Source organism: Sphingobium sp. B8D3A, assembly GCF_025961995.1.
In the GTDB taxonomy this organism is placed as follows: Bacteria; Pseudomonadota; Alphaproteobacteria; order Sphingomonadales; family Sphingomonadaceae; genus Sphingobium.
Genome location: NZ_JAOQOS010000001.1, coordinates 2,977,501 through 2,996,212, shown reverse-complemented (window position 1 = coordinate 2,996,212; position 18,712 = coordinate 2,977,501). Strand labels below are relative to the sequence as shown.

The following is an 18,712-nucleotide window of genomic DNA, read 5'->3' as shown; positions in this document are numbered from 1 at the left end:
CATATTTCAGACCCCGAACGGGGGGAGACATCATCATGAAAACGTCCTTTATCGCTCTCGCAACCATGCTCGCCATGGCCACGCCCGCCTTTGCCGAGGAGGCGGCTGATGCCGCCGCCGATGGCGAGCGCACCATCATCGTCGTGGGCCAGTCCCAAACGCAGGAAGCCGAGCGGCTCGCCCGCGCCACGCCGGGCGGCACCGATGTCGTGCGGCACGAGGATTATGCCGACAAGACCATTGTCTCACTGCGCGATACGCTCGCCTTCTCGCCCGGCGTCTACACCCAGCCTCGCTACGGGCAGGAGGTTCGCCTCTCCATTCGCGGCTCGGGCCTCTCGCGCGGCTACCACATGCGCGGCATCACGCTGCTGCAGGATGGCGCGCCGATCAATCTCGCTGACGACAATGGCGACTTTCAGGAACTGGACCCGATCTTCTTCGAGCGGCTGGAGGTCTATCGCGGCGCCAATGCCCTGCGCTTCGGCTCGGGCACGCTGGGCGGCGCGATCAATGGCGTGACCCCCACCGGCAAGGATGCGCCCGGCCTGTATTTGCGCGCCGATGCCGGCAGCTTCGAGACAGTCCGGGGGCTGGCGGCCTATGGCGGCAACAGTGGCCCGGCCGACTATTGGGTCGGCATGAGCGCCGATACCTCGGATGGCGACCGCCAGCACGCCCATCGCGAGAGCATGCGCGTCCATGGCAATGTCGGCCTCGCTCTGTCCGACGTTGTGAGCACGCGCTTCTATGCGAGCCTCAACCGCATCCGTCAGGATCTGCCCGGCGCGCTTACCGCTACGGATGTTCTGAATAATCCGCAAAAAGGCAATTTCAGCGGCGATCAGGGGCGGGATATCGACTCGATCCGCCTGCAGAACCGAACCCGCTTCGATTGGGGGCAGACCCGGCTCGATGTCGGGGCCTTCCTCAACATGAAGGATCTGTTCCACCCCATCTATGAAGTGATCGATCAGAAATCGACCGACCGGGGCGTCTTCGCCCGGCTGGATCATGATGCGGACATTCTCTCCTTCACGCTGGGCGGCGAGTTTCGCCACGGCGAGACGCGGGCGCGCCAGTATCGGAATGTGAATGGGGAACGCGGCGCGCTGACCTTCGATGCCGATCAGACGGCGCGCACCGCCAATGTCTATGGCGAGGCGCGCCTGCAGCCGGTGCCGGGCGTCACGCTGATTGCCGGTGGCATTTATGCCGATGGCTTCCGCAAGCGCACAGTGCTGCTCTCCACGGGGCAGAGCGGGCGGTTGGCGTTCAATGAATTCTCGCCCAAGTTCGGCGTGCTCATCGAGCCGACCCCGGACATTCAGCTCTTCGCCAACTACAGCCGCTCGGCGGAATTCCCGGGCTTCGGGGAGGTCTTCCAGAGCGTCGGCACGCCGCCGGTCAGCACGCTCATTGCGGCCATCGCTCCGCAGACGGCCTGGACGGCGGAAATCGGCACCCGCGGGCAGGCGGGCATGGTGAGCTGGGATATCACCGCCTACCGTGCCACCCTGCGCGATGAGCTGCTGCAATATTCCCCCAATGGCACCACCGTTCCGGCCGCCACCTTCAACGCGGATCGCACGCGGCACAGTGGCATCGAGGCCGCCGTCAGCCTCGCGCCGAACCCCTGGCTGCGCCTGCGCCAGATCTGGCAATATTCGGACTTCCACTTCGTCAACGATGCGGTTTTCCAGAACAACCGCCTGCCGGTCGTGCCGCTGAATGTGCTGCGCAGCGAAGTACGGATCGGGACGCCGGCGCTCAACGTCGCGCCCAATCTCGAATGGGTGCCGCAGGGGGCGTTTGCCGATTACGCCAACAGCACGCGCACGCCCGGCTATGCGCTGCTTGGCCTGACAGCAGGCGCGACGCTGACGAGCGGGGTCGACCTGTTCCTCGACGTGAGGAACATTACCGACAAGAAGGCGATCGGCGACATTTCGGCAGTGATCGCTGCCACGGGAACTTCCGCGATCTATTACCCGGTCGAGCGCCGCGCGGTTTACGGCGGCGTTCGCGCCCGCTTCTAACCCTCAATGAGCGCGCTGGCGGCGGAGGGCCTGCTCCGCCGCTGGCGCATGATTGGTTCGGTTCAGCCTGTCTTGCACGTCCTTCGGGCTCGGAACGTCTGCCGGTGCGTTGTCCGGAATATCCCCAAACGCAAGGAAAGGCAGAGACCCCATGAGTCTGGAAGGAAAATCCATCGCGATCCTCATCGCGCCGCGCGGCACGGAAGAGCCTGAATTCGTTCAACCCCGCGATGCCGTGACCAAGGCGGGCGCCACCGTCACCGTGATCGGCATCGAGACGGGTGAAGCCAAGACCAACAATAATGATCTCGACCCCGGCGGCAGCTACACCGTCGATCGCGCGGTTGCCGATGTGTCCGTCGATGACTTCGACGGCCTGATCATCCCCGGCGGCAGCGTCGGCGCAGACAAGCTGCGCGGCGATGACGATGTCATCGATCTGGTTCGCGCCTTCGCCGAGGCTGGCAAACCCATCGGCGTGATCTGCCATGGTCCGTGGCTGCTCGTCGAGGCCGATGTGGTCGAGGGGCGCACGCTCACTTCGTACCCCACAGTCAGGACCGACATCGAAAATGCCGGCGGTGATTGGGTGGATGAGGAAGTGGTCGTCGACAACGGCCTCGTCACCAGCCGCACGCCGGATGATCTGGACGCCTTCTGCGCCAAGATCATCGAGGAATTTGCTGAAGGTCGTCATGTCGATGCGGCCTGACCTGCATGTCTGACGGCTTGCTGACAGCCTTACAATATTATGGCGCGGCCGCGGCGACGCTGGCCGCGCTCATCGTGTCGCTCAATCTCGGCCGGCTGTGGACGGGCTGGGCGATGGTGATTTTCGTCACCAGTTCCATGGCGCTTATCGGCTGGGGTTTCCTCCAGCCGGAGAGCGAAGGCATCGGCGTGCAGAACATCGTGCTGCTCGTCATCAACCTTGTCGGGGTGTGGCGCTATCTGCTGCGGCCCGGCCGGCGCCGGGTGGAGGATTAGCCTAAACCGCCCGGCACCAAGTGGATCACGGCCCAATATCGCCGCGATCGCCCCGCACCCGCCGTTCCGACCCCGAGCCGAAGCTAAGCGCGGCGGCGACGGGGTTGTTCCACCCATAAGGATCGTCGCGGACCACCGGATCGCCGGCGTCGTCGAAGATCACGGTCTGGTAGAGCAGCCGCACCGGGATTTCGCGGGGCAGGGGGACAAAGCTCTCCTTGCCGGTTTCGCGTGCCTTTTGCCATTCGGCCGTCACGCCTTCGTCCCGCGCGATCATGTCGGCAAAGCCAAGCGCGTCCTGCACGCGCACGCACCCATGGCTGCGCTGGCGCTGGACGTCATCGAACAGCTGCTTGGCCGGCGTGTCGTGTAGATAGATGGCGTGGCCGTTCTTCATGTCGAATTTGACGAGCCCGAGCGAATTCTTCGGCCCGGGCTGCTGGACGATCCAGCCGTCCTTCCGCGCCATGTTGTTGCGGCGGAGATAGTCCGCGCCCTTGTCGGCCAGTTCCCTCTCTTCGATAGAGCGGGGCACGGTCCAGGTCGGGTTGGCGACGAGGCGATAGATGGGCGATCCGAGCATCGGCGTTTCATGGTCCGGTTCGCCCACGATCACCCGGCGCACATCGGCCAACTTGCCGTCGCGCCAGTAGCTCTGCCGGGCCGCCGCAATGTTCACATCGATGCGCGTCGCAGGCGGCGTGCGTTCGAGCCAGCGCATCCGCTCCATGTTCACCGCGATGGCGCGGGCGCGGTCAGCGTCTGACAGGTTGATGATCTTCAGCGCATCATCCCCGATCACCCCGTCGGTCGCGATGCCATAGTCCGCCTGCATGGCCCGCACGGCGGCGGCGATTGCTGGGGTGTAGCGCGTGTCCGTGCTGGCATTCGCCTTGTCGAGATAACCCGTCGCCACGAGCTGCCGGGCTATGGCCGGGATGCGGGGGTCGCTCTCACCCGGCTTGAGCGGCGCGCTGGTTGCAGGAATTTCGGTGCTGGCGCCATTGCCTTGCTTGCGCAGCGCGAGATAGGTCTCGGACAGCTTGCGATAGCTTGCATCCTGCGGCGCGAGGCTGGCCAGCCACGCGCCGACCTTGCCCTCCCGCAAGGCCTGCGCAAGCCCGGCGCGAAGGTCGGGCGAGGGGCGGGGGACGGTATAGATTTCATACAGCTTGGTTGGGTCGGTCGCGCCCCGCGCCAGCGCCTGCGCATAAGCGAGCGCGGCCTTGGTGAGCTGGGTCTTGTCGGCCTTTTCACCCGAGCCGGCGAGGCCGAAATCCTTCTGGTCCAGACCATGGGCGGCGCGCTGGGCCAGCGCTTCGGTCAGTTGATCGGTTGCCTCGTCGCTCCACTGCATGTCTTCCAGCGCGACGCCGGCCTGATCCTGATTGTCCTTTGTGTTATCGCAACCTGAAAGAAGCAGCGCGACCGCCAGCAACGATGATCCAAAAATTCCAGTGCGCACATATGTCTCCCGACTGCTTGGTGGGGAAACGCGAGGCGCGGGATAACGCTCCCGTTACGGGCGGTTTCAAGCGCGAAATTCCGTGGGCTCGCCCGGCTCAGGCGTCGATGACGTCCTCGTCGACCTGCGCGGCATTCTCCTGAATGAACGCGAAGCGATGCGCGGGATTGGTGCCCATCAGCCGATCGACGAGATCCTTCACGCCCGCGCGTTCCTCATATTCCTGCGGCAGCGTGATGCGGATCATCTTGCGCTTCTTGGGGTCCATGGTGGTCTCGCGCAGCTGCATGGGGTTCATCTCGCCCAGGCCCTTGAAGCGGCTGACCTCCAGCTTCTTGCCTTTGAGCTCGCCGCTGCGCAGTTTGGCGAGTGCGGCATCGTCCGCCGCATACCAGCTCTTGCCGCCCGCCACGAGGCGATAGAGCGGCGGCTGGGCGAGGTAGAGATGGCCGCGGCGCACAAGCTCGGGCATCTCCTGGAAGAAGAAGGTCATCAGCAAGGTGGCGATATGCGCGCCATCGACATCGGCGTCGGTCATGATGACGATGCGCTCATAGCGCAGATTGTCCGGGTTGCAGTCCTTGCGGGTGCCGCAGCCGATGGCGAGGATCAGGTCCGCGATTTCCTGATTGGCGAGGATCTTGGCAGAGGTGGCCGAGGCGACGTTCAGGATCTTCCCGCGGATCGGCAGGATCGCCTGTGTCTTGCGATCACGCGCCTGCTTGGCACTGCCGCCGGCGCTGTCGCCTTCCACGATGAACAGTTCAGTGCCCTCGGGGTCATCTGACGAGCAATCTGTCAGCTTGCCCGGCAGGCGGACCTTGCGGCCTGAGGTCGCCGTCTTGCGCTTGATTTCCTTTTCCTGCTTGCGGCGCAGGCGCTCGTCCATCCGCTCCAGCACATGGCCGAGCAGCGCCTTGCCCCGGTCCATATTGTCGGTGAGGAAATGGTCGAAATGGTCGCGCATCGCCGCTTCCACCAGCCGCGCGGCTTCGGGACTGGTCAGCCGGTCCTTGGTCTGGCTCTGGAATTGCGGATCGCGAATGAACACGCTCAGCATCAGCTCGCAGCCGGACATGATGTCGTCCGTCTGGATGTCCTTGGCCTTCTTCTGGCCGACCAACTCGCCAAAGGCGCGGATGCCCTTGGTGACCGCGCCGCGCAGGCCGGTCTCGTGGGTGCCGCCGTCGGGTGTCGGGATGGTGTTGCAGTACCAGCTGGTGGAACCGTCGGACCAGAGCGGCCAGGCGATGGCCCATTCCACGCGCCCGACACCGTCCGGGAAATCCTGCGTGCCGCGGAAGAACTCCGCCGTCGCGCACTCGCGATTGCCCAGCTGCTCACGCAGATGATCGGAGAGGCCGCCGGGGAACTGGAACACCGCCTCGGCGGGGGTGTCATCCGTGATGATAGCCGGATCGCATTTCCAGCGGATTTCCACACCGGCAAAGAGATAGGCCTTGGAGCGGGCGAGGCGGTGCAGCCGGGAGGGCTTGAACTTCAGTTCGCCGAAAATCTCGCTATCCGGCGTGAAGCTGACGCTGGTGCCCCGCCGGTTGGGCGCCGCGCCCACCTTCTCCAGCGGACCCACAGGGTGCCCCTTGGAGAAGCGCTGGCGGAACAGTTCGCGATTGCGCGCCACCTCGATCTCGGTGTCCGCGGATAACGCGTTGACCACGCTGATGCCGACGCCATGCAGGCCGCCCGAGGTCGCATAGGCCTTGTCCGAGAATTTGCCGCCCGAGTGCAGGGTGGTGAGGATGACCTCCAGCGCCGACTTGCCGGGGAATTTGGGGTGCGGGTCCACCGGGATGCCGCGGCCATTGTCGGTGATCGTCAGCCGATTGCCCGCCTCCAGCGTCACCTCGATGCGGGTAGCGTGGCCGGCGACCGCTTCGTCCATCGCGTTGTCGAGCACTTCGGAGGCGAGATGGTGCAGGGCGCGCTCATCCGTGCCGCCGATATACATGCCGGGGCGGCGACGCACCGGCTCCAGCCCCTCCAGCACCTCAATGGCGGAGGCGTCGTAGCTTTCGGTTGTGCGGGCGATGTTCTGGTCGAACAGGTTGTCGGACATGCGGGAACTATAGGGCCAGCGGAGTCACGGGCGCAAGCGGCGTGATCTTATCCGGCGGGTGGTGGAACCATGTCGGCGCCCAAGCGCTCTAGCGGATCGATCATCGCAGCGCCGCACCGCGGCCAAATGCAATAGAATAGCCTGCAGATGCAGACCGCTTTGTGAGCAACGAAGTACGCAAAATCAATAATCGCGACCGTTTCGTTCATCTGGCAGCAATATTCGCGGCCAAAGCGTTACAAAAAAGAGACAGGTGTCGTGGTTAACAGAATTTTGTGAGCGAGTTCGCGAAACCAATTCGAGGGGGTGAACGTATTGCGGCCAGCCAGTTCAGAGGCAGGAGATTTATTGTATGAAAAAGATCGCTCTCATTTCGCTCACCACCGCCATGGCAGGCCTGCTGGCCGCTCCGGCTCTGGCGCAGGATGGCGCGGGTGATTGGACCGGTCCGTATGTCGGTGGCTCGCTCGGCATGGCCTGGCAGCCCAATTATGACCGCGACACGCTCGAGACGCTGACCTTCGACACCAACAATGACGGCAATTATGGCGATACCGTTTCCACGGCTGTCCCCGGCAATGCCTTCGCGCCCGGCTTCTGCCGCGGCCGCGCGCTTGGTGCCACGCCCGGCTCCTGTGCCGGTGACAAGGATCGTCGCGTCGCTTGGGGTGTCCATGCCGGTTATGACATGCAGATGGGCAACTTTGTCGTCGGCGCTGTCATCGAAGGCGGTCGCACGATGATCGGTAATTCGGTCAGCGGCTTCAGCACGACCCCGGCCAGCTATGTCCTGTCGCGTCGGATTGACTGGGATGCCAACGCCCGTCTGCGCGCTGGTCTGGCACTCGGCACCGGCACGCTGATCTACGGCACCGGCGGTGTCGCCTACGCCAAGATCAAGAACAACTTCGCCACCAGCAACACGTTCAACACCTTCACCGAGTCCAACGAAAGCGCGGATGAGTGGGGCTGGACCGCTGGCGGCGGCATCGAGCAGCGCGTGAGCCAGAACTTCTCGATCGGCGTGCAGTATCGCTACACCCGCTTCAACACGGATGGCTACACGGTTCGCGCCGGCCAAGGCACGCCGCCCTCGCTGACGAACCCGTTCGTGATTACGCCGGCTGGCTTCACCGACATCCAGCGCACCAACGATGTGTTCGATCATCACACCGTTCGCGCGACGGCGAGCTTCCGCTTCTAAGATCGATTGCGCCCTCCCGCTTCATAAGGCGGGAGGGTGTACGTCGCACTGGAATGCCAGATACAGAAAAGGGGCCGAAACCGGCCCCTTTTTTATGTCATCGCTTGATGCCTCAGCGCACCCGTGGGCCGCCATAAGGCATGGGCGGCGGGGGACGGCGCGTGCCACGCGGCAGCTGCGCCTGATAGGCCCGCCCGCAATGTTCCACGCAATAAGGGAAGCCAGGGTTCACCTTTTCACCGCAGAAGTGGAAGTCCGGCTCGCCCGGATGGCCCATCGGCCATTTACAGATCTTCTCGTTGAGATCGAGCAGGCTAGTCTTGTCTGCGATTTCCGGGCTGGGCTTGGCCGGAACCAGCCGGCGCGGCGGTGCCGGCGGAATCGGCTGCTGCATCTCGCCCGGACCCTGCCGCAGGAAGCCGCCGGGGCCAACCGAGACGATCCGGGGCTGGGGAGGCGGCGGAGGGGCGTCGGCAACAGGCTGGGCCGCGACGGGCGGCTGCGGCCGTGCTTCCACCACCGGCGGCGCCTTGGGCTGCGGCTTTGCGATGCGCGGCTCGGGCGCCGGCGCGGCTTCCGCCTTGGGTGCGGCGGGTGCCGGCGGAGGCGCGGCCTTGCGGCTTTGCGGCGCAGCAGCGCGGCTGGAGTCCGCCGCCTTCACGGGGGAGGGGCGCGACTGCAGGCCAAGGCGGTGCGCCTTGCCGATCACGGCGTTGCGGCTCACGCCGCCCAGCTCTTCAGCGATCTGGCTCGCAGTCATGCCGCGCTCCCACATCTGCCGGAGCTGATCGATGCGTTCGTCTGTCCAGGACATGCCTATTCCTTCAAATGATCGGGTCATATGGGCATCCATGGCCCAAAGGTCAAACGGCCTGTCATCGACAAAGCCGGGCGGCACAGTATCGCTGCGCCATTGCTGCTGCGGGTGGGACGCGATAGGGCAGTTTCATGGCCGAACCTGCTTCCTCGCACACCCAACCGCTCATTCGTCATGAACCGGGCGTTCCCGTCATCCACGGCGTCAACTGGTCCGGGATGAAGGCGCTCTATCTCAAGGAAGTCCGCCGCTTCCTCAAGGTGCATCTGCAGACGATCTGGGGGCCGGCGCTTACCAGCCTGTTGTTCTTGATCATCTTCACCGTCGCGCTGGGGCGTGGCGGCCTGATGGTGATGGGCGTGCCCTTCGCCGATTTCGTGGCGCCCGGCCTCATCATCATGGCGATGGTGCAGAACAGCTTCCAGAATACCGCCACCGTGGTGCTCGCCGGCAAGCTGCAGGGCACGATCGTCGATTATCTCATGCCGCCTTTCTCCGCCGGGGAACTGCTGTTCGCCCTCGTCGCGGCCTCGGTGACCCGTGCGGCTTTCGTCGGTGGCGCGATCTGGCTGGCGATGCTGGCCTGGCCGGGCGTCCATGTGGCCCCGCATCATCTCTGGGCGGTCGTCTATTTCGGCATTGCCGGCTCGGCGATGCTGGGCTTCCTCGGCATTCTCACCGGCATCTGGGCGGAAAAGTTCGATCATGCCGCTGCCGTCACCAACTTTCTCGTTGCGCCGCTGTCGCTGCTCTCCGGCACCTTCTACTCGATGGATCATGTCTCGCCGATCATGCGAGCGATCAGCCACGTCAATCCGTTCTTCTACGCGATTTCCGGCTTCCGCTATGGCTTCCTCGCCGCGGCCGATTCGCCCATCGCGGTGGGCGCGGCGCTCCTGCTGGCGCTCAACCTCGTGCTGGCCGCCGTCTGCTACATCGGGCTACGGCAGGGGTGGCGGATCAAATCCTGAAGACAGGCATAGCCCCGACTACAACAGGCGAGGCGCCGCCCGTCAGTTCAGTGCCAGTAGCTCGGGTCGAGCGCATAATGCCCGCCGCGATGCTCGCCGAACAAGGCGGTGACAGCGGGATGATCGATCGGCTCGTCGGTTCCGTCGGCCACCAGATTCTGCTGGCTCACATAAGCGACATAGGTCGCTTCACCATTGTCCGCGAACAGATGGTAGAAAGGCTGGTCCCGCTCCGGCCGCATCGCCTCGGGAATGGCCTCATACCATTCCTCGCTGTTGGAAAAGACCGGATCGATATCGAACACAACCCCGCGAAACCCCAGCAGGCGGTGCCGGACCTTCTCCCCAATGCCGAAATGCGCGTGCGACACGCGATGGGCGGCACTGATCGTCGGAATGTGCGTCACGGAAGAGAATGACTTGCGGGCTTGGGCTTGATTCATGAGACAGATTTAGTGTCGCCGGCACCGAGTGCAAGTTTTCCCGCACCGACTGCTTGGCAAAGCCCTGATCATCCGCTAACAGCGCGCGCTCGACTACCGCAGCGGCGCCCTCTCTTTGGGCACTGCGACGCGAAAACCTCTGCGGAGAGGTGGCAGAGTGGTCGAATGCGCCGCACTCGAAATGCGGTGTACGGGCAACCGTACCGTGGGTTCGAATCCCACCCTCTCCGCCAGTTCCTGCGCCTCAGTGATCGCTCCCGATCCAGCGCGTACGCAAATTTTCTTGAATCCTAGGAATTCGGCAAAGAGGCCATCCGTCTCCGTCCGCGGTAGATCGTGTGCAAACTCGGCCGGTTTTATGACCGATTTTACGGCTTAATCCATTGTAATACCCGGCATACCGCCATGGCTTATGCGCACGCGGCACAAACTCAACGTCAAGCATCTATTCCGACGGCGGCCTCTATTTGCGAGTCCGTAACTCCGGGACTTGGTCGCCCTTCAAGCAGACCTTCCGTGAATGTCAGTTCTCCCCAAAACCTATCATTGGCACGTGCTTGAAACAGGCGCGTGGAAGCGCCGGCATAGCCGACATTCACTGCTCGAATGGTCGCTGAAACCTGCCCTTTGCTCATTAGACGTTTGCTACAACTCGGGATCGATGTTGCGACACCATTTTCATGGAACGTATCGACTGACGGTGTGTGTGTCGCATGCGCTGTTGGCCTTTGTCTTACGAGCGACGCGCGACACCCGAAGCGTTCTGCAAATATCCGAACTATTCCTGCGCTACCTCGATTGTCACGTTGTCCAATTGCCCGTTAAAGGCGAAGGGGGCCGTGAAGCTGCCGTCCAGCGTGTCGAAGCTGCGCCCGATGGCGCCGCCGCCGCGAATGATGGCGGGAATGGTCCGCTTGATCTGACCTTGGCCTACAGCGACGCCATCCACGTGCAGCACCGCATCGCCGGGCTTGCCCTGCCCATTGTCGGTCACCGCAACCGAGATGCGGTGTTTGCCGGCGGGAAGGGCAGGGCCCTGCAGGCGCAGAATGTCGCCGGGTGAATCCGAGGCCTTGTAGAGGAAGGTCGGTCGCCCGCCTGTCATGTAGAGGCTCCAGCCGCCATAACGGCTGCCGTTCATGACCAGCGTGCCCTCGGCGCGTATGCCTTTCGCAAGGGCGATATCCGCCTCTGCCCGCCACGAGCGGCCGGCCAGATCAGGGAAGCCGGGGCCGGTGATCGGCCGTGACGTGGGCTGGTAGGTGAAGCGTGTCTCCCCGGCCAGCAGCGTGGGGCGATTGCGGCTCGACCAGCGCGCGAAGGAGCGGTTGTCGAGCGGCAGAATGTCCCCGCTCTTGGCGTCCGCCCAGAACTGGTCGATCATCGATTTCAGCCGCTCCGGCTCCTGCGCCGCCAGATTGCGCGACTGGGAGAAGTCCTCGGAGAGATTATAGAGCTCCCAGCCATTGTCGGTGGGCAGGCCGCCGGGCCCGGCGAAATCCCACGGTGCGCGGGTCGGGGTGCTGCTGAGGAACCAGCCGTCGCGGTACAGGCCGGCATTGCCTTGCAGTTCGAAAATCTGCTCGTGGCGGCGGCCTGGCGCATCGGCCTGCCCGAAACTATAGGCCATGCTGATGCCATCGAGCGGCATCTGCGTCACACCATCCACCTGCTCGGGCGGCGTGATGCCCACCGCCTCATAGATGGTCGGGACGATGTCCGCGACATGGTGGAACTGCGTGCGCACTTCGCCATGCGCCTTGATCCGCGCAGGCCAGGACACCACCAGGCCATTGCGCGTGCCACCGAGATGGGAGGCAACCTGCTTGGTCCACTGGAACGGCGCGTTCATCGCCCAGGCCCAGCCGACGGGGTAATTATTATAGAGTTCCGGGCCGCCCAGCTTGTCGATCTGGCCCAGCATTGTCGTGAGATCAGGGCGCATCCCGTTGATCGCGGCGATGTCGTTGGTCGATCCGTTCAGGCCGCCTTCGCCGCTCCCGCCATTGTCGCCCTGAATGTAGATGACGAGCGTGTTTTCAAGCTGGCCGGACGCCCGCAGCGTCTCGATGACCCGGCCGATCTGGTGATCCGCATAAGAGAGGGCGCCCGCGTAGGTCTCCATCATCCGGGCGTAGAGCCGCCGCTCGTCCGGGCCGAGCGTGTCCCAGGCGGGAATGGAGGCGGGGCGCGGCGTCAGCTTGGTCCCGGCCGGGACGACGCCGGCCGCGATCTGCCGCGCCAGAATTTGCTCGCGCATCTTGTCCCAGCCCTGATCGAACTGGCCCTTGAACCGCGCGATCCAGTCGGCCGGGGCATGATGGGGGCTGTGCGAGGTGCCCGGTGCATAGAGCATGAAGAAGGGCCGACCCGGTGCCGAAATCCCCTGCATGCGGATCCATTCGATCGCGTGATCGGCCATGTCGCGCTCAAGATGATAGCCCGGCGGGAAATTTCCGCGGGCGAGCGGAAGCTGGTTCTCGAACAAGGAGGGGTTCCACAGGCTGGTCGCGCCGCCCATGAAGCCATAGAAATAATCGAAGCCCAGCCCGTTGGGCCAGCGGTCGAACGGACCGGCGGCACTCTGTTCCCATTCCGGGGTATTGTGGTTCTTGCCGAACCACGCCGTGCCGTAGCCATGCTGGCGCAGCACCTCGCCGACCGTCGCTGCGCTCTTGGGCAGGATCGTCGTGTAACCGGGATAGCCCGTGCCCATTTCGGTAATGGCGCCAAAGCCGACGCGATGCGGATTGCGGCCGGTCAGCAGCGAGGCGCGGGTCGGTGCGCAAAGCGCGGTCGTGTGGAAGCGGTTGTAGCGCAGCCCATCATGGGCGAGCGCCTCGAAGGTCGGTGTCGGCACCGGGCCGCCGAACGGTGTGGTGGCGCCGAACCCCACATCGTCGGTGATGATGACCAGAACGTTCGGCGCCCCTGCCGGCGGCTTGGGCAAGGGCGCATATTTCGGCGGATCGGATTGCGCGAGCGTACGGCCGATCTTGCCTTCAAAGCGCTGTTCCGGCGTTGGCAGGATCGCGCCAGCCGCTTGGGCCGGTGCGGATCGCACTTCTGCTTGTCCAGCCCCTGCAGGTTGCGCATGCACCAGCGCCGCGCTGCTTGCGCAGATGAAGGTGAGGCAGGACGTTGATACCAGCCGGCTCATCATCATGTCGTGCATCCCTCAGTTCGCTGGCGCCGTTCCGCCTCACATATAATCACAGGCCCGTCATCAGCACGGCTATGGCATCGACGTCCAGCAGGTTCTTTCCGCACTGTGCTCCATGGGAGTTGATCTTCTGGCTTTCCTTAAGTCACCGCACCTACTTCGAGCTGGGGCAGCCGTGACATAGCCTGAATTGACAATGAGGCGAGCTTGATTGCGGTCACATAGGGTCAGGACGTAGGTGATCGTTCACTACTCGTCATCAGCAAGCCTGTCGTTAGAAAGCAGCATGTGGCTTCGCCTTGGTTGCGGTCGTGCGGTCTACGTTGCTCGTGTTCCGAAAGCCGCCATTCGCTCAGGTCGATTGGCATAAGTTCCGGGCCGGTCTGGCTGGCTCAGCTGGCGAGGCGGTAGTGGCCCCGGGGGAGCCCGCTCGCCGCGCCAGGATTAGTCAAGGGAGCCCAAAAGATGAAAAGTTGGCAAGCGTCCCTCTGGTCTTATAAAGCGCGTCGCAGAGGGTGTAAGAAACGCAACGACACAACCAATGCGATTATCGCGCGATGGCGTGCAGCACGCCTGCCAGCCGCTCCAGTTGCTCTTCCTCAGCGATCCGCTCCTTGAGCAGCCAGCGTCCGTCTTTATGGACCAGCCCGGTCGGGACCTTCCTGCGCCGTCCGCGCGGAGTCAGCGCGATTGCTGCAGGTCCTGCGTCGACCCTCTCTATCTGGGCCAATCGAGCGAGCAGCCTGATCCGCGCGACCGCAAGAAGTCGCTCAGCAGCATCCGGGAGCGAGCCGAACCGATCGATCAGCTCTTCTTGTAAGGCTTCGAGTTCTCCTTCGTCGCTCGCCCTGGCGATCCGCACATAGAGACCCAGACGAATGTCGACGTCGGGAATCCAGTCCTCGGGCAACGCGCCGGCCGTTCCAACATTCACCTCCGCGAGCCAAAGCCCGTCATCCTCGCCGCGTGCGGCCCTCAACGCCGCCTCGAATAAATGCTGGTAAAGGTCGACGCCCATGAGCTTCATATGCCCCGCCTGAGCATCGCTTAACAGATCGCCGGCGCCGCGCTGATCAAGGTCTGCTGCACTTATCTCGAATCCCGCGCCAAGTCGGTCGTAAGTAGTAAGCGTTCGCAGGCGCTTCATCGTCTGCTCGGCAATCGTCCCACCCTCGGTGAACAGCATGACCTGTCCCCGCCTATTGCCCCGGCCGACCCGTCCGCGCAGTTGATGAAGCTGGGCGAGGCCGAAACGGTCGGCGTGCCAAACGAGCATGGTATTGGCGCGCGGCACGTCCAGACCCGCCTCGATAATATTCGTTGCGAGGAGCACATCGCCCTCGCCATTGGCGAAACGGACCATAGCCGCGTCAATCTCCGCCGCCGGCAGCTTGCCATGCGCCTCAATCAGCACAAGATCGGGCGTGATGCGCCGCAATCGCTCTGAGAGGGGCGCGAGATCCTCGATCCGTGGCACGACGACGAAGTTTTGCCCGCCCCGCGAGCGCTCGCGTAGCAAGGCCGTTCTGATCTGCGCGTCGTTCGGCTCGGCAAGGCTGGTGCGGATCGGCTGGCGGCGCGCTGGCGGCGTTGCGATGACGGAAATCTGCTGAAGTCCGATCATCGCCCGGTGGAGGGTTCGCGGGATCGGGGTTGCGCTCATCGCGAGCAAATGGACGTCGGCCCGGCCGCGCAGCTTCGCCTTGTCAGCTGCACCAAAACGCTGCTCCTCATCTATGACAACGAGACCCAGCTTCGCATAGCGCACGTCCTTCGCCATTACCGCGCTCGTTCCGATGACGATGTCGATCGATCCGTCCGCCAAGCCAGCCTTGACGACCTTTTTCTCTGCCGCACTCGAAAGGCGGGATAGGCTAGCGACTTTGACTCCCAGCCCTGCGAAGCGGCGTTCGAACGTTTCGAGGTGCTGGCGCACAAGCACAGTAGTCGGCGCTGCCACCACGACTTGATGCCCGGCAAGGGCAGCCAATGCCGCAGCCCGGAGGGCAACTTCGGTCTTTCCATAGCCTACATCGCCAATGATCAGTCGGTCCATTGGACGACCGCTGGCAAGGTCATCGCGCACGGCTGCGATGGCCCGTGCCTGATCAGCCGTCTCATTGAACGCGAAGGTCGCAACGAAGCGCTCATAGGCGGCCGCCTCCGGCTCCAGTAAAGGGGCTTTTGTATTCATGCGCTGTTGCGCCAGCTTCAAAAGCGCCTTTGCGTTGGCCGCCGTCGCCTCGTCTATCTCGCTACGCCGCTTCGTCCAGCTCGTGCCGTCAAGCTTGTCGAGCTTTACTGCGTCCGCATCGGCGCCATAGCGCCAGATACGCCCCGCCTCTCCGGCAGGCACCAGTCGGCGGGTACCGCCGGCATATTCCAAAATGATCGCTTCCGATCCGCCTTCGGCTGGCGCGGCATTGAGCCCGAGCACTCGCGCGACGCCATGGTCTTCATGGACGACCACATCGCCCACGCGAATATCGCCGCCTGCGCGCGCAATTTCTGACGATGCCGTCTCCGGGGCCTCGTTCAGCAACGCCCGGCTGCCCAAGAGATCGGCGGCCGCCAGCATGATCAATCGGTCTCCGACCGCGCCCGCGTCGATCGGCGCAATTAGAGAGCCACCACTCGACTTCGGAGACGCGAGAACGGAACCGAGATCGGCCACGTCATGTAATTCGAGACCCAATTTGCGCGCGATGCGAGACCGCAGGAATCGGACATCCCGCTCGCTTCCAACGAGCAGTAATCGGTCGCCGGAATCAAGCCGCGGCTTCACAAACCGGACCATCGCGTTGAGTGGTGCGCGTTGCTCAGCGAAACGGGGGAGGGCTTCGATTTGAGCATCGGTAATCTCACTTGTCTTCCAGCTTTCTTCGCCCGCCCTCCACTCACCTTCCGCCACGGCGTCGGCCGGCTGTTCGGCCCCTGTCTCAGCTGCCAGTCGAGCAAATCGACGACGGCGCTGGTCGGCTTTTCCACTTTGAAACAGGCGCCCCGGCCGAAGATGAGCGAGAATGCTGCAACGCCGACCATCCGTTGGCTCCAGCGCGCGGCCGATCTCCAGCGCTTCGCAATCTCCAGTGCTAAGCTGGGTCGCCGGGTCGTAATGCCGGATGCTGGCGATCTGCCCATCAGAAATCTCAATGCGAGCGGGCGCACCGGCATCCGCCGGATAGATATCAATGACTTCACCCCGCACCGCGATCTCGCCCGGTTCGTCTACGCGGTCGTCACTGACATAGCCAATCGCGTACATGTCCTGCGCAAACCCCGCAGGATCGATCTTGTCGCCCTCCCTCAGCGTAGGCGGCGCAGCGTCAAAGGCTGCTGGATCCGGATAAAGCCTTGCCGCCGCTTCGCCGCTCATTACCACAGCGATGGGCTTGACGCCGCCCGCCTGCATGGAGCGCCTGAGCATGCGCAGCGCGGCAACACGCTGCCCAATGTTCGCAGGTGAAGCAGGAGCACTGTCGCCGGGCAGTGTGTCACTTGATGGTAAGAAGATGACAACGTTCTCGGGCGCTAGCTTGCCGAGGGCGGCGGCCAGCGCCTCCGCTTCCTGTTCATCATCGGCGAGATAGAGAACGTCCTCGGCTTGCAGCGCTTTCCATAGTGTCAGGGCCCGTACACCCACTCCGTGCCCGACGCTCATGTCGCGTTCTCTGCTGCAAGATCGACCGCAGTTCGCGGCCCGATATTGGCAGCGGCCATCGTAGCGGCGATCATAGTGGCCGCGGCCGCAATCCGGCCTGCAAAGTCTTCCAGGGTCTGCTCCTGCACTGGACGATAGGAAGTCTGAAACGCGCACGTTCGCCCCTGGTCGCAGGATCGCAGGCAAATTCAGTCTGATTTATGTTGATTGTCCTGGTCGGAACTTCCGACGTTGGTCACGATGCGTCGCCTTCGCTGCATCGGTCCCTAGCTTATCAATGTTGAGACTGCCCCCTGATCCATCGACCGGCAGGTTTGTGTCCTGCAAGTAAACGCGTCCTTAGCGACGGTTGCACTCGGCTCAACGAGCATTTCCGCGGGTGAGCGACGTGCGTTGGGCCGCTGGAACCTTCCTTAGACCAAGCTGGAACGACTCTCATGCCAAAGGATTTCGTGGATATGCCATTGGCGGGATTCATGATGTGGCGCAGATGAAGCGCGTCGGTCCAGAGGTCTTCATAGGCTTGGGCGGCCGCCGACGGGATGCTGCCGGACATGCGGGTGCTCGGCGGTGAAGATCGCGACCTACAATGTGAACGGCGTCAACGGCCGGCTGCCTGTCCTCCTCCGTTGGCTGGAAGAAGCTGAACCCGATGTCGTCGTGCTCCAGGAGTTGAAGGCGCCGCAGGAGCGCTTTCCCGAAGGCGCCATCCGCGATCTTGGTTATGATGTCATCTGGCACGGCCAGAAATCCTGGAACGGCGTCGCGATGCTGAGCCGCGTCGGAGAAATTCACGAGACCCGGCGAGGGCTTCCCGACGACCCGGACCCGAGCCAAAGCCGGTACCTCGAGGCGGCGGTCAACGGTATCCTGATTGGCGGGCTTTATCTCCCGAATGGCAATCCCCGACCTGGCCCCAAATTCGACTATAAGCTGCGCTGGTTCGAGCGGCTGATCGATCACGCTGCCGGGTTGCTCGAAACCGGGCTGCCAGTAATGCTTGCTGGTGACTTCAATGTCATGCCCACCGATCTGGACGTCTATAAGCCCGAGCGCTGGCTCGACGACGCCCTGTTCGCGCCTGAGGTGAAGGCGGCCTATTTCCGGTTGCTGGACCAAGGTTGGACAGATGCGCTTCGCACGCTTCATCCCGGCGAAGTCATCTACACCTTCTGGGATTATTTCCGGAACGCCTACGGCCGAAATGCAGGCCTTAGAATAGACCATCTGCTGCTCAGCCCGGCCCTCGCCAGCCGACTGGTCGATGCTCACGTTGACGCCCATGTGCGTAGCTGGGAAAAAACGAGCGACCATGCGCCAGTTTGGATCGAACTTGCCGATAAGCCCAAACGCAAAAGAACCCCGAAAGCTATGTCATGATGGAGACTGAAAGCTTCCTCCTGGGCAAAAACGGCTGGGTGCCGAACAACGATCGGTTGCCCGTGATTGTCTATCGCCGTGTATTGCAGGGCGGTAACTCGGATTTGGCCGAACGGTTTGAAGCGCTGTTCGCGGAGAACGGCTGGCCGCCCGACTGGCGTGACGGTGTGTTCGACTATCATCATTATCATTCGACCACGCATGAAGCGCTCGGCGTGTTTGCCGGAAGGGCGATGCTCGAACTCGGCGGACCCGATGGCCGGCAGGTCGAAGTCGTGGCGGGCGATGCGGTGATGTTGCCCGTCGGCACCGGCCACCGCTGCGTCGCGTCCAGCGAAGATTTTCAGGTTGTTGGCGCGTACCCGAAAGGGTTGAGCTGGGACATCTGCCGGGAAGGGCCCGACGATGCCGCCGAGGCCCGAATGGCCGCTGTGCCTGAACCCCGTCGCGATCCCGTGACTGGCGAAACGGGCGCGCGGATCGGGGCATAAGAAGGTCAGTCGCG

General features: G+C 63.5%; 13 protein-coding genes and 1 tRNA gene. 8 read left to right on the top strand and 6 right to left on the bottom strand.

The features are described 5' to 3' along the window. Nucleotides 1–35: 35 nt before the first annotated feature. From M2342_RS13830 to M2342_RS13820, 3 genes are all read left to right on the top strand, one after another. Complete coding sequence (locus M2342_RS13830) at nucleotides 36–2,039, top strand: TonB-dependent receptor family protein (RefSeq protein ID WP_264579520.1); 2,004 nt, start codon at nucleotides 36–38, stop codon at nucleotides 2,037–2,039. A 151-nt stretch (nucleotides 2,040–2,190) separates the two neighbouring features. After that, on the top strand, nucleotides 2,191–2,751 hold the full coding sequence (locus M2342_RS13825; RefSeq protein ID WP_264579519.1) for a type 1 glutamine amidotransferase domain-containing protein: 561 nt from the start codon (nucleotides 2,191–2,193) through the stop codon (nucleotides 2,749–2,751). A gap of 5 nt (nucleotides 2,752–2,756) precedes the next feature. Beyond that, on the top strand, nucleotides 2,757–3,026 hold the full coding sequence (locus tag M2342_RS13820; protein ID WP_264579518.1) for a hypothetical protein: 270 nt from the start codon (nucleotides 2,757–2,759) through the stop codon (nucleotides 3,024–3,026). 25 nt (nucleotides 3,027–3,051) lie between these two features. Here the strand turns inward: M2342_RS13820 and M2342_RS13815 are convergent, their stop codons facing one another. Together M2342_RS13815 and parE are read right to left on the bottom strand one after the other, a co-directional pair. Beyond that, complete coding sequence (locus tag M2342_RS13815; protein WP_264579517.1) at nucleotides 3,052–4,491, bottom strand: L,D-transpeptidase family protein; 1,440 nt, start codon at nucleotides 4,489–4,491, stop codon at nucleotides 3,052–3,054. A 97-nt stretch (nucleotides 4,492–4,588) separates the two neighbouring features. Beyond that, nucleotides 4,589–6,568 (bottom strand): DNA topoisomerase IV subunit B, encoded by a 1,980-nt coding sequence (parE, locus tag M2342_RS13810; RefSeq protein ID WP_264579516.1) that lies wholly within the window; start codon nucleotides 6,566–6,568, stop codon nucleotides 4,589–4,591. A gap of 352 nt (nucleotides 6,569–6,920) precedes the next feature. On the opposite strand from parE, the gene M2342_RS13805 reads away from it, so the two are divergent. After that, complete coding sequence (locus M2342_RS13805; RefSeq protein WP_264571006.1) at nucleotides 6,921–7,772, top strand: outer membrane protein; 852 nt, start codon at nucleotides 6,921–6,923, stop codon at nucleotides 7,770–7,772. A 112-nt stretch (nucleotides 7,773–7,884) separates the two neighbouring features. On the opposite strand, the gene M2342_RS13800 is transcribed toward M2342_RS13805, so the two are convergent. After that, nucleotides 7,885–8,586 carry a GcrA family cell cycle regulator gene (locus tag M2342_RS13800; RefSeq protein ID WP_264573340.1) on the bottom strand — a complete coding sequence of 234 codons (702 nt, stop codon included), beginning with the start codon at nucleotides 8,584–8,586 and terminating at the stop codon, nucleotides 7,885–7,887. A gap of 134 nt (nucleotides 8,587–8,720) precedes the next feature. Between M2342_RS13800 and M2342_RS13795 the strand changes: the two genes are divergently transcribed. After that, nucleotides 8,721–9,560, top strand: coding sequence for an ABC transporter permease (locus M2342_RS13795; RefSeq protein ID WP_181560303.1), 840 nt, complete (start codon nucleotides 8,721–8,723; stop codon nucleotides 9,558–9,560). Nucleotides 9,561–9,607: 47 nt separating this feature from the next. Here M2342_RS13795 and hspQ read toward each other — a convergent pair whose 3' ends face one another. Further along, on the bottom strand, nucleotides 9,608–10,003 hold the full coding sequence (hspQ, locus tag M2342_RS13790) for a heat shock protein HspQ (protein WP_264571004.1): 396 nt from the start codon (nucleotides 10,001–10,003) through the stop codon (nucleotides 9,608–9,610). A gap of 143 nt (nucleotides 10,004–10,146) precedes the next feature. Between hspQ and M2342_RS13785 the strand changes: the two genes are divergently transcribed. Continuing rightward, nucleotides 10,147–10,236, top strand: a tRNA-Ser gene (locus tag M2342_RS13785). Between the two features lie 545 nt (nucleotides 10,237–10,781). On the opposite strand, the gene M2342_RS13780 is transcribed toward M2342_RS13785, so the two are convergent. Together M2342_RS13780 and M2342_RS13775 are read right to left on the bottom strand one after the other, a co-directional pair. Next, nucleotides 10,782–13,169, bottom strand: a complete 2,388-nt coding sequence (locus M2342_RS13780; RefSeq protein ID WP_264579515.1) for an arylsulfatase — start codon at nucleotides 13,167–13,169, stop codon at nucleotides 10,782–10,784. 544 nt (nucleotides 13,170–13,713) lie between these two features. Further along, nucleotides 13,714–16,827: a TRCF domain-containing protein gene (locus M2342_RS13775; protein WP_264579514.1), complete on the bottom strand. Its 3,114-nt coding sequence runs from the start codon at nucleotides 16,825–16,827 to the stop codon at nucleotides 13,714–13,716. Nucleotides 16,828–17,397: 570 nt separating this feature from the next. Here M2342_RS13775 and xth point away from each other — a divergent pair. After that, entirely contained in the window at nucleotides 17,398–18,207 is an 810-nt protein-coding gene (gene xth, locus M2342_RS13770) for an exodeoxyribonuclease III (protein ID WP_264579513.1), read from the top strand. After that, nucleotides 18,204–18,698 (top strand): cupin, encoded by a 495-nt coding sequence (locus M2342_RS13765; RefSeq protein WP_264579512.1) that lies wholly within the window; start codon nucleotides 18,204–18,206, stop codon nucleotides 18,696–18,698. Before xth ends, M2342_RS13765 begins: the two co-directional genes overlap by 4 nt. Nucleotides 18,699–18,712 lie beyond the last annotated feature (14 nt).

Bases quoted from the DNA above. Each gene is read 5' to 3' on its own strand.
- M2342_RS13830 (WP_264579520.1), top strand. From the start codon at position 36: ATGAAAACGTCCTTTATCGCTCTCGCAACCATGCTCGCCATGGCCACG.
- M2342_RS13825 (WP_264579519.1), top strand. From the start codon at position 2,191: ATGAGTCTGGAAGGAAAATCCATCGCGATCCTCATCGCGCCGCGCGGC.
- M2342_RS13820 (WP_264579518.1), top strand. From the start codon at position 2,757: ATGTCTGACGGCTTGCTGACAGCCTTACAATATTATGGCGCGGCCGCG.
- parE (WP_264579516.1), bottom strand. From the start codon at position 6,568: ATGTCCGACAACCTGTTCGACCAGAACATCGCCCGCACAACCGAAAGC.
- M2342_RS13805 (WP_264571006.1), top strand. From the start codon at position 6,921: ATGAAAAAGATCGCTCTCATTTCGCTCACCACCGCCATGGCAGGCCTG.
- M2342_RS13800 (WP_264573340.1), bottom strand. From the start codon at position 8,586: ATGTCCTGGACAGACGAACGCATCGATCAGCTCCGGCAGATGTGGGAG.
- M2342_RS13795 (WP_181560303.1), top strand. From the start codon at position 8,721: ATGGCCGAACCTGCTTCCTCGCACACCCAACCGCTCATTCGTCATGAA.
- hspQ (WP_264571004.1), bottom strand. From the start codon at position 10,003: ATGAATCAAGCCCAAGCCCGCAAGTCATTCTCTTCCGTGACGCACATT.
- M2342_RS13780 (WP_264579515.1), bottom strand. From the start codon at position 13,169: ATGATGATGAGCCGGCTGGTATCAACGTCCTGCCTCACCTTCATCTGC.
- M2342_RS13775 (WP_264579514.1), bottom strand. From the start codon at position 16,827: ATGAGCGTCGGGCACGGAGTGGGTGTACGGGCCCTGACACTATGGAAA.
- M2342_RS13765 (WP_264579512.1), top strand. From the start codon at position 18,204: ATGATGGAGACTGAAAGCTTCCTCCTGGGCAAAAACGGCTGGGTGCCG.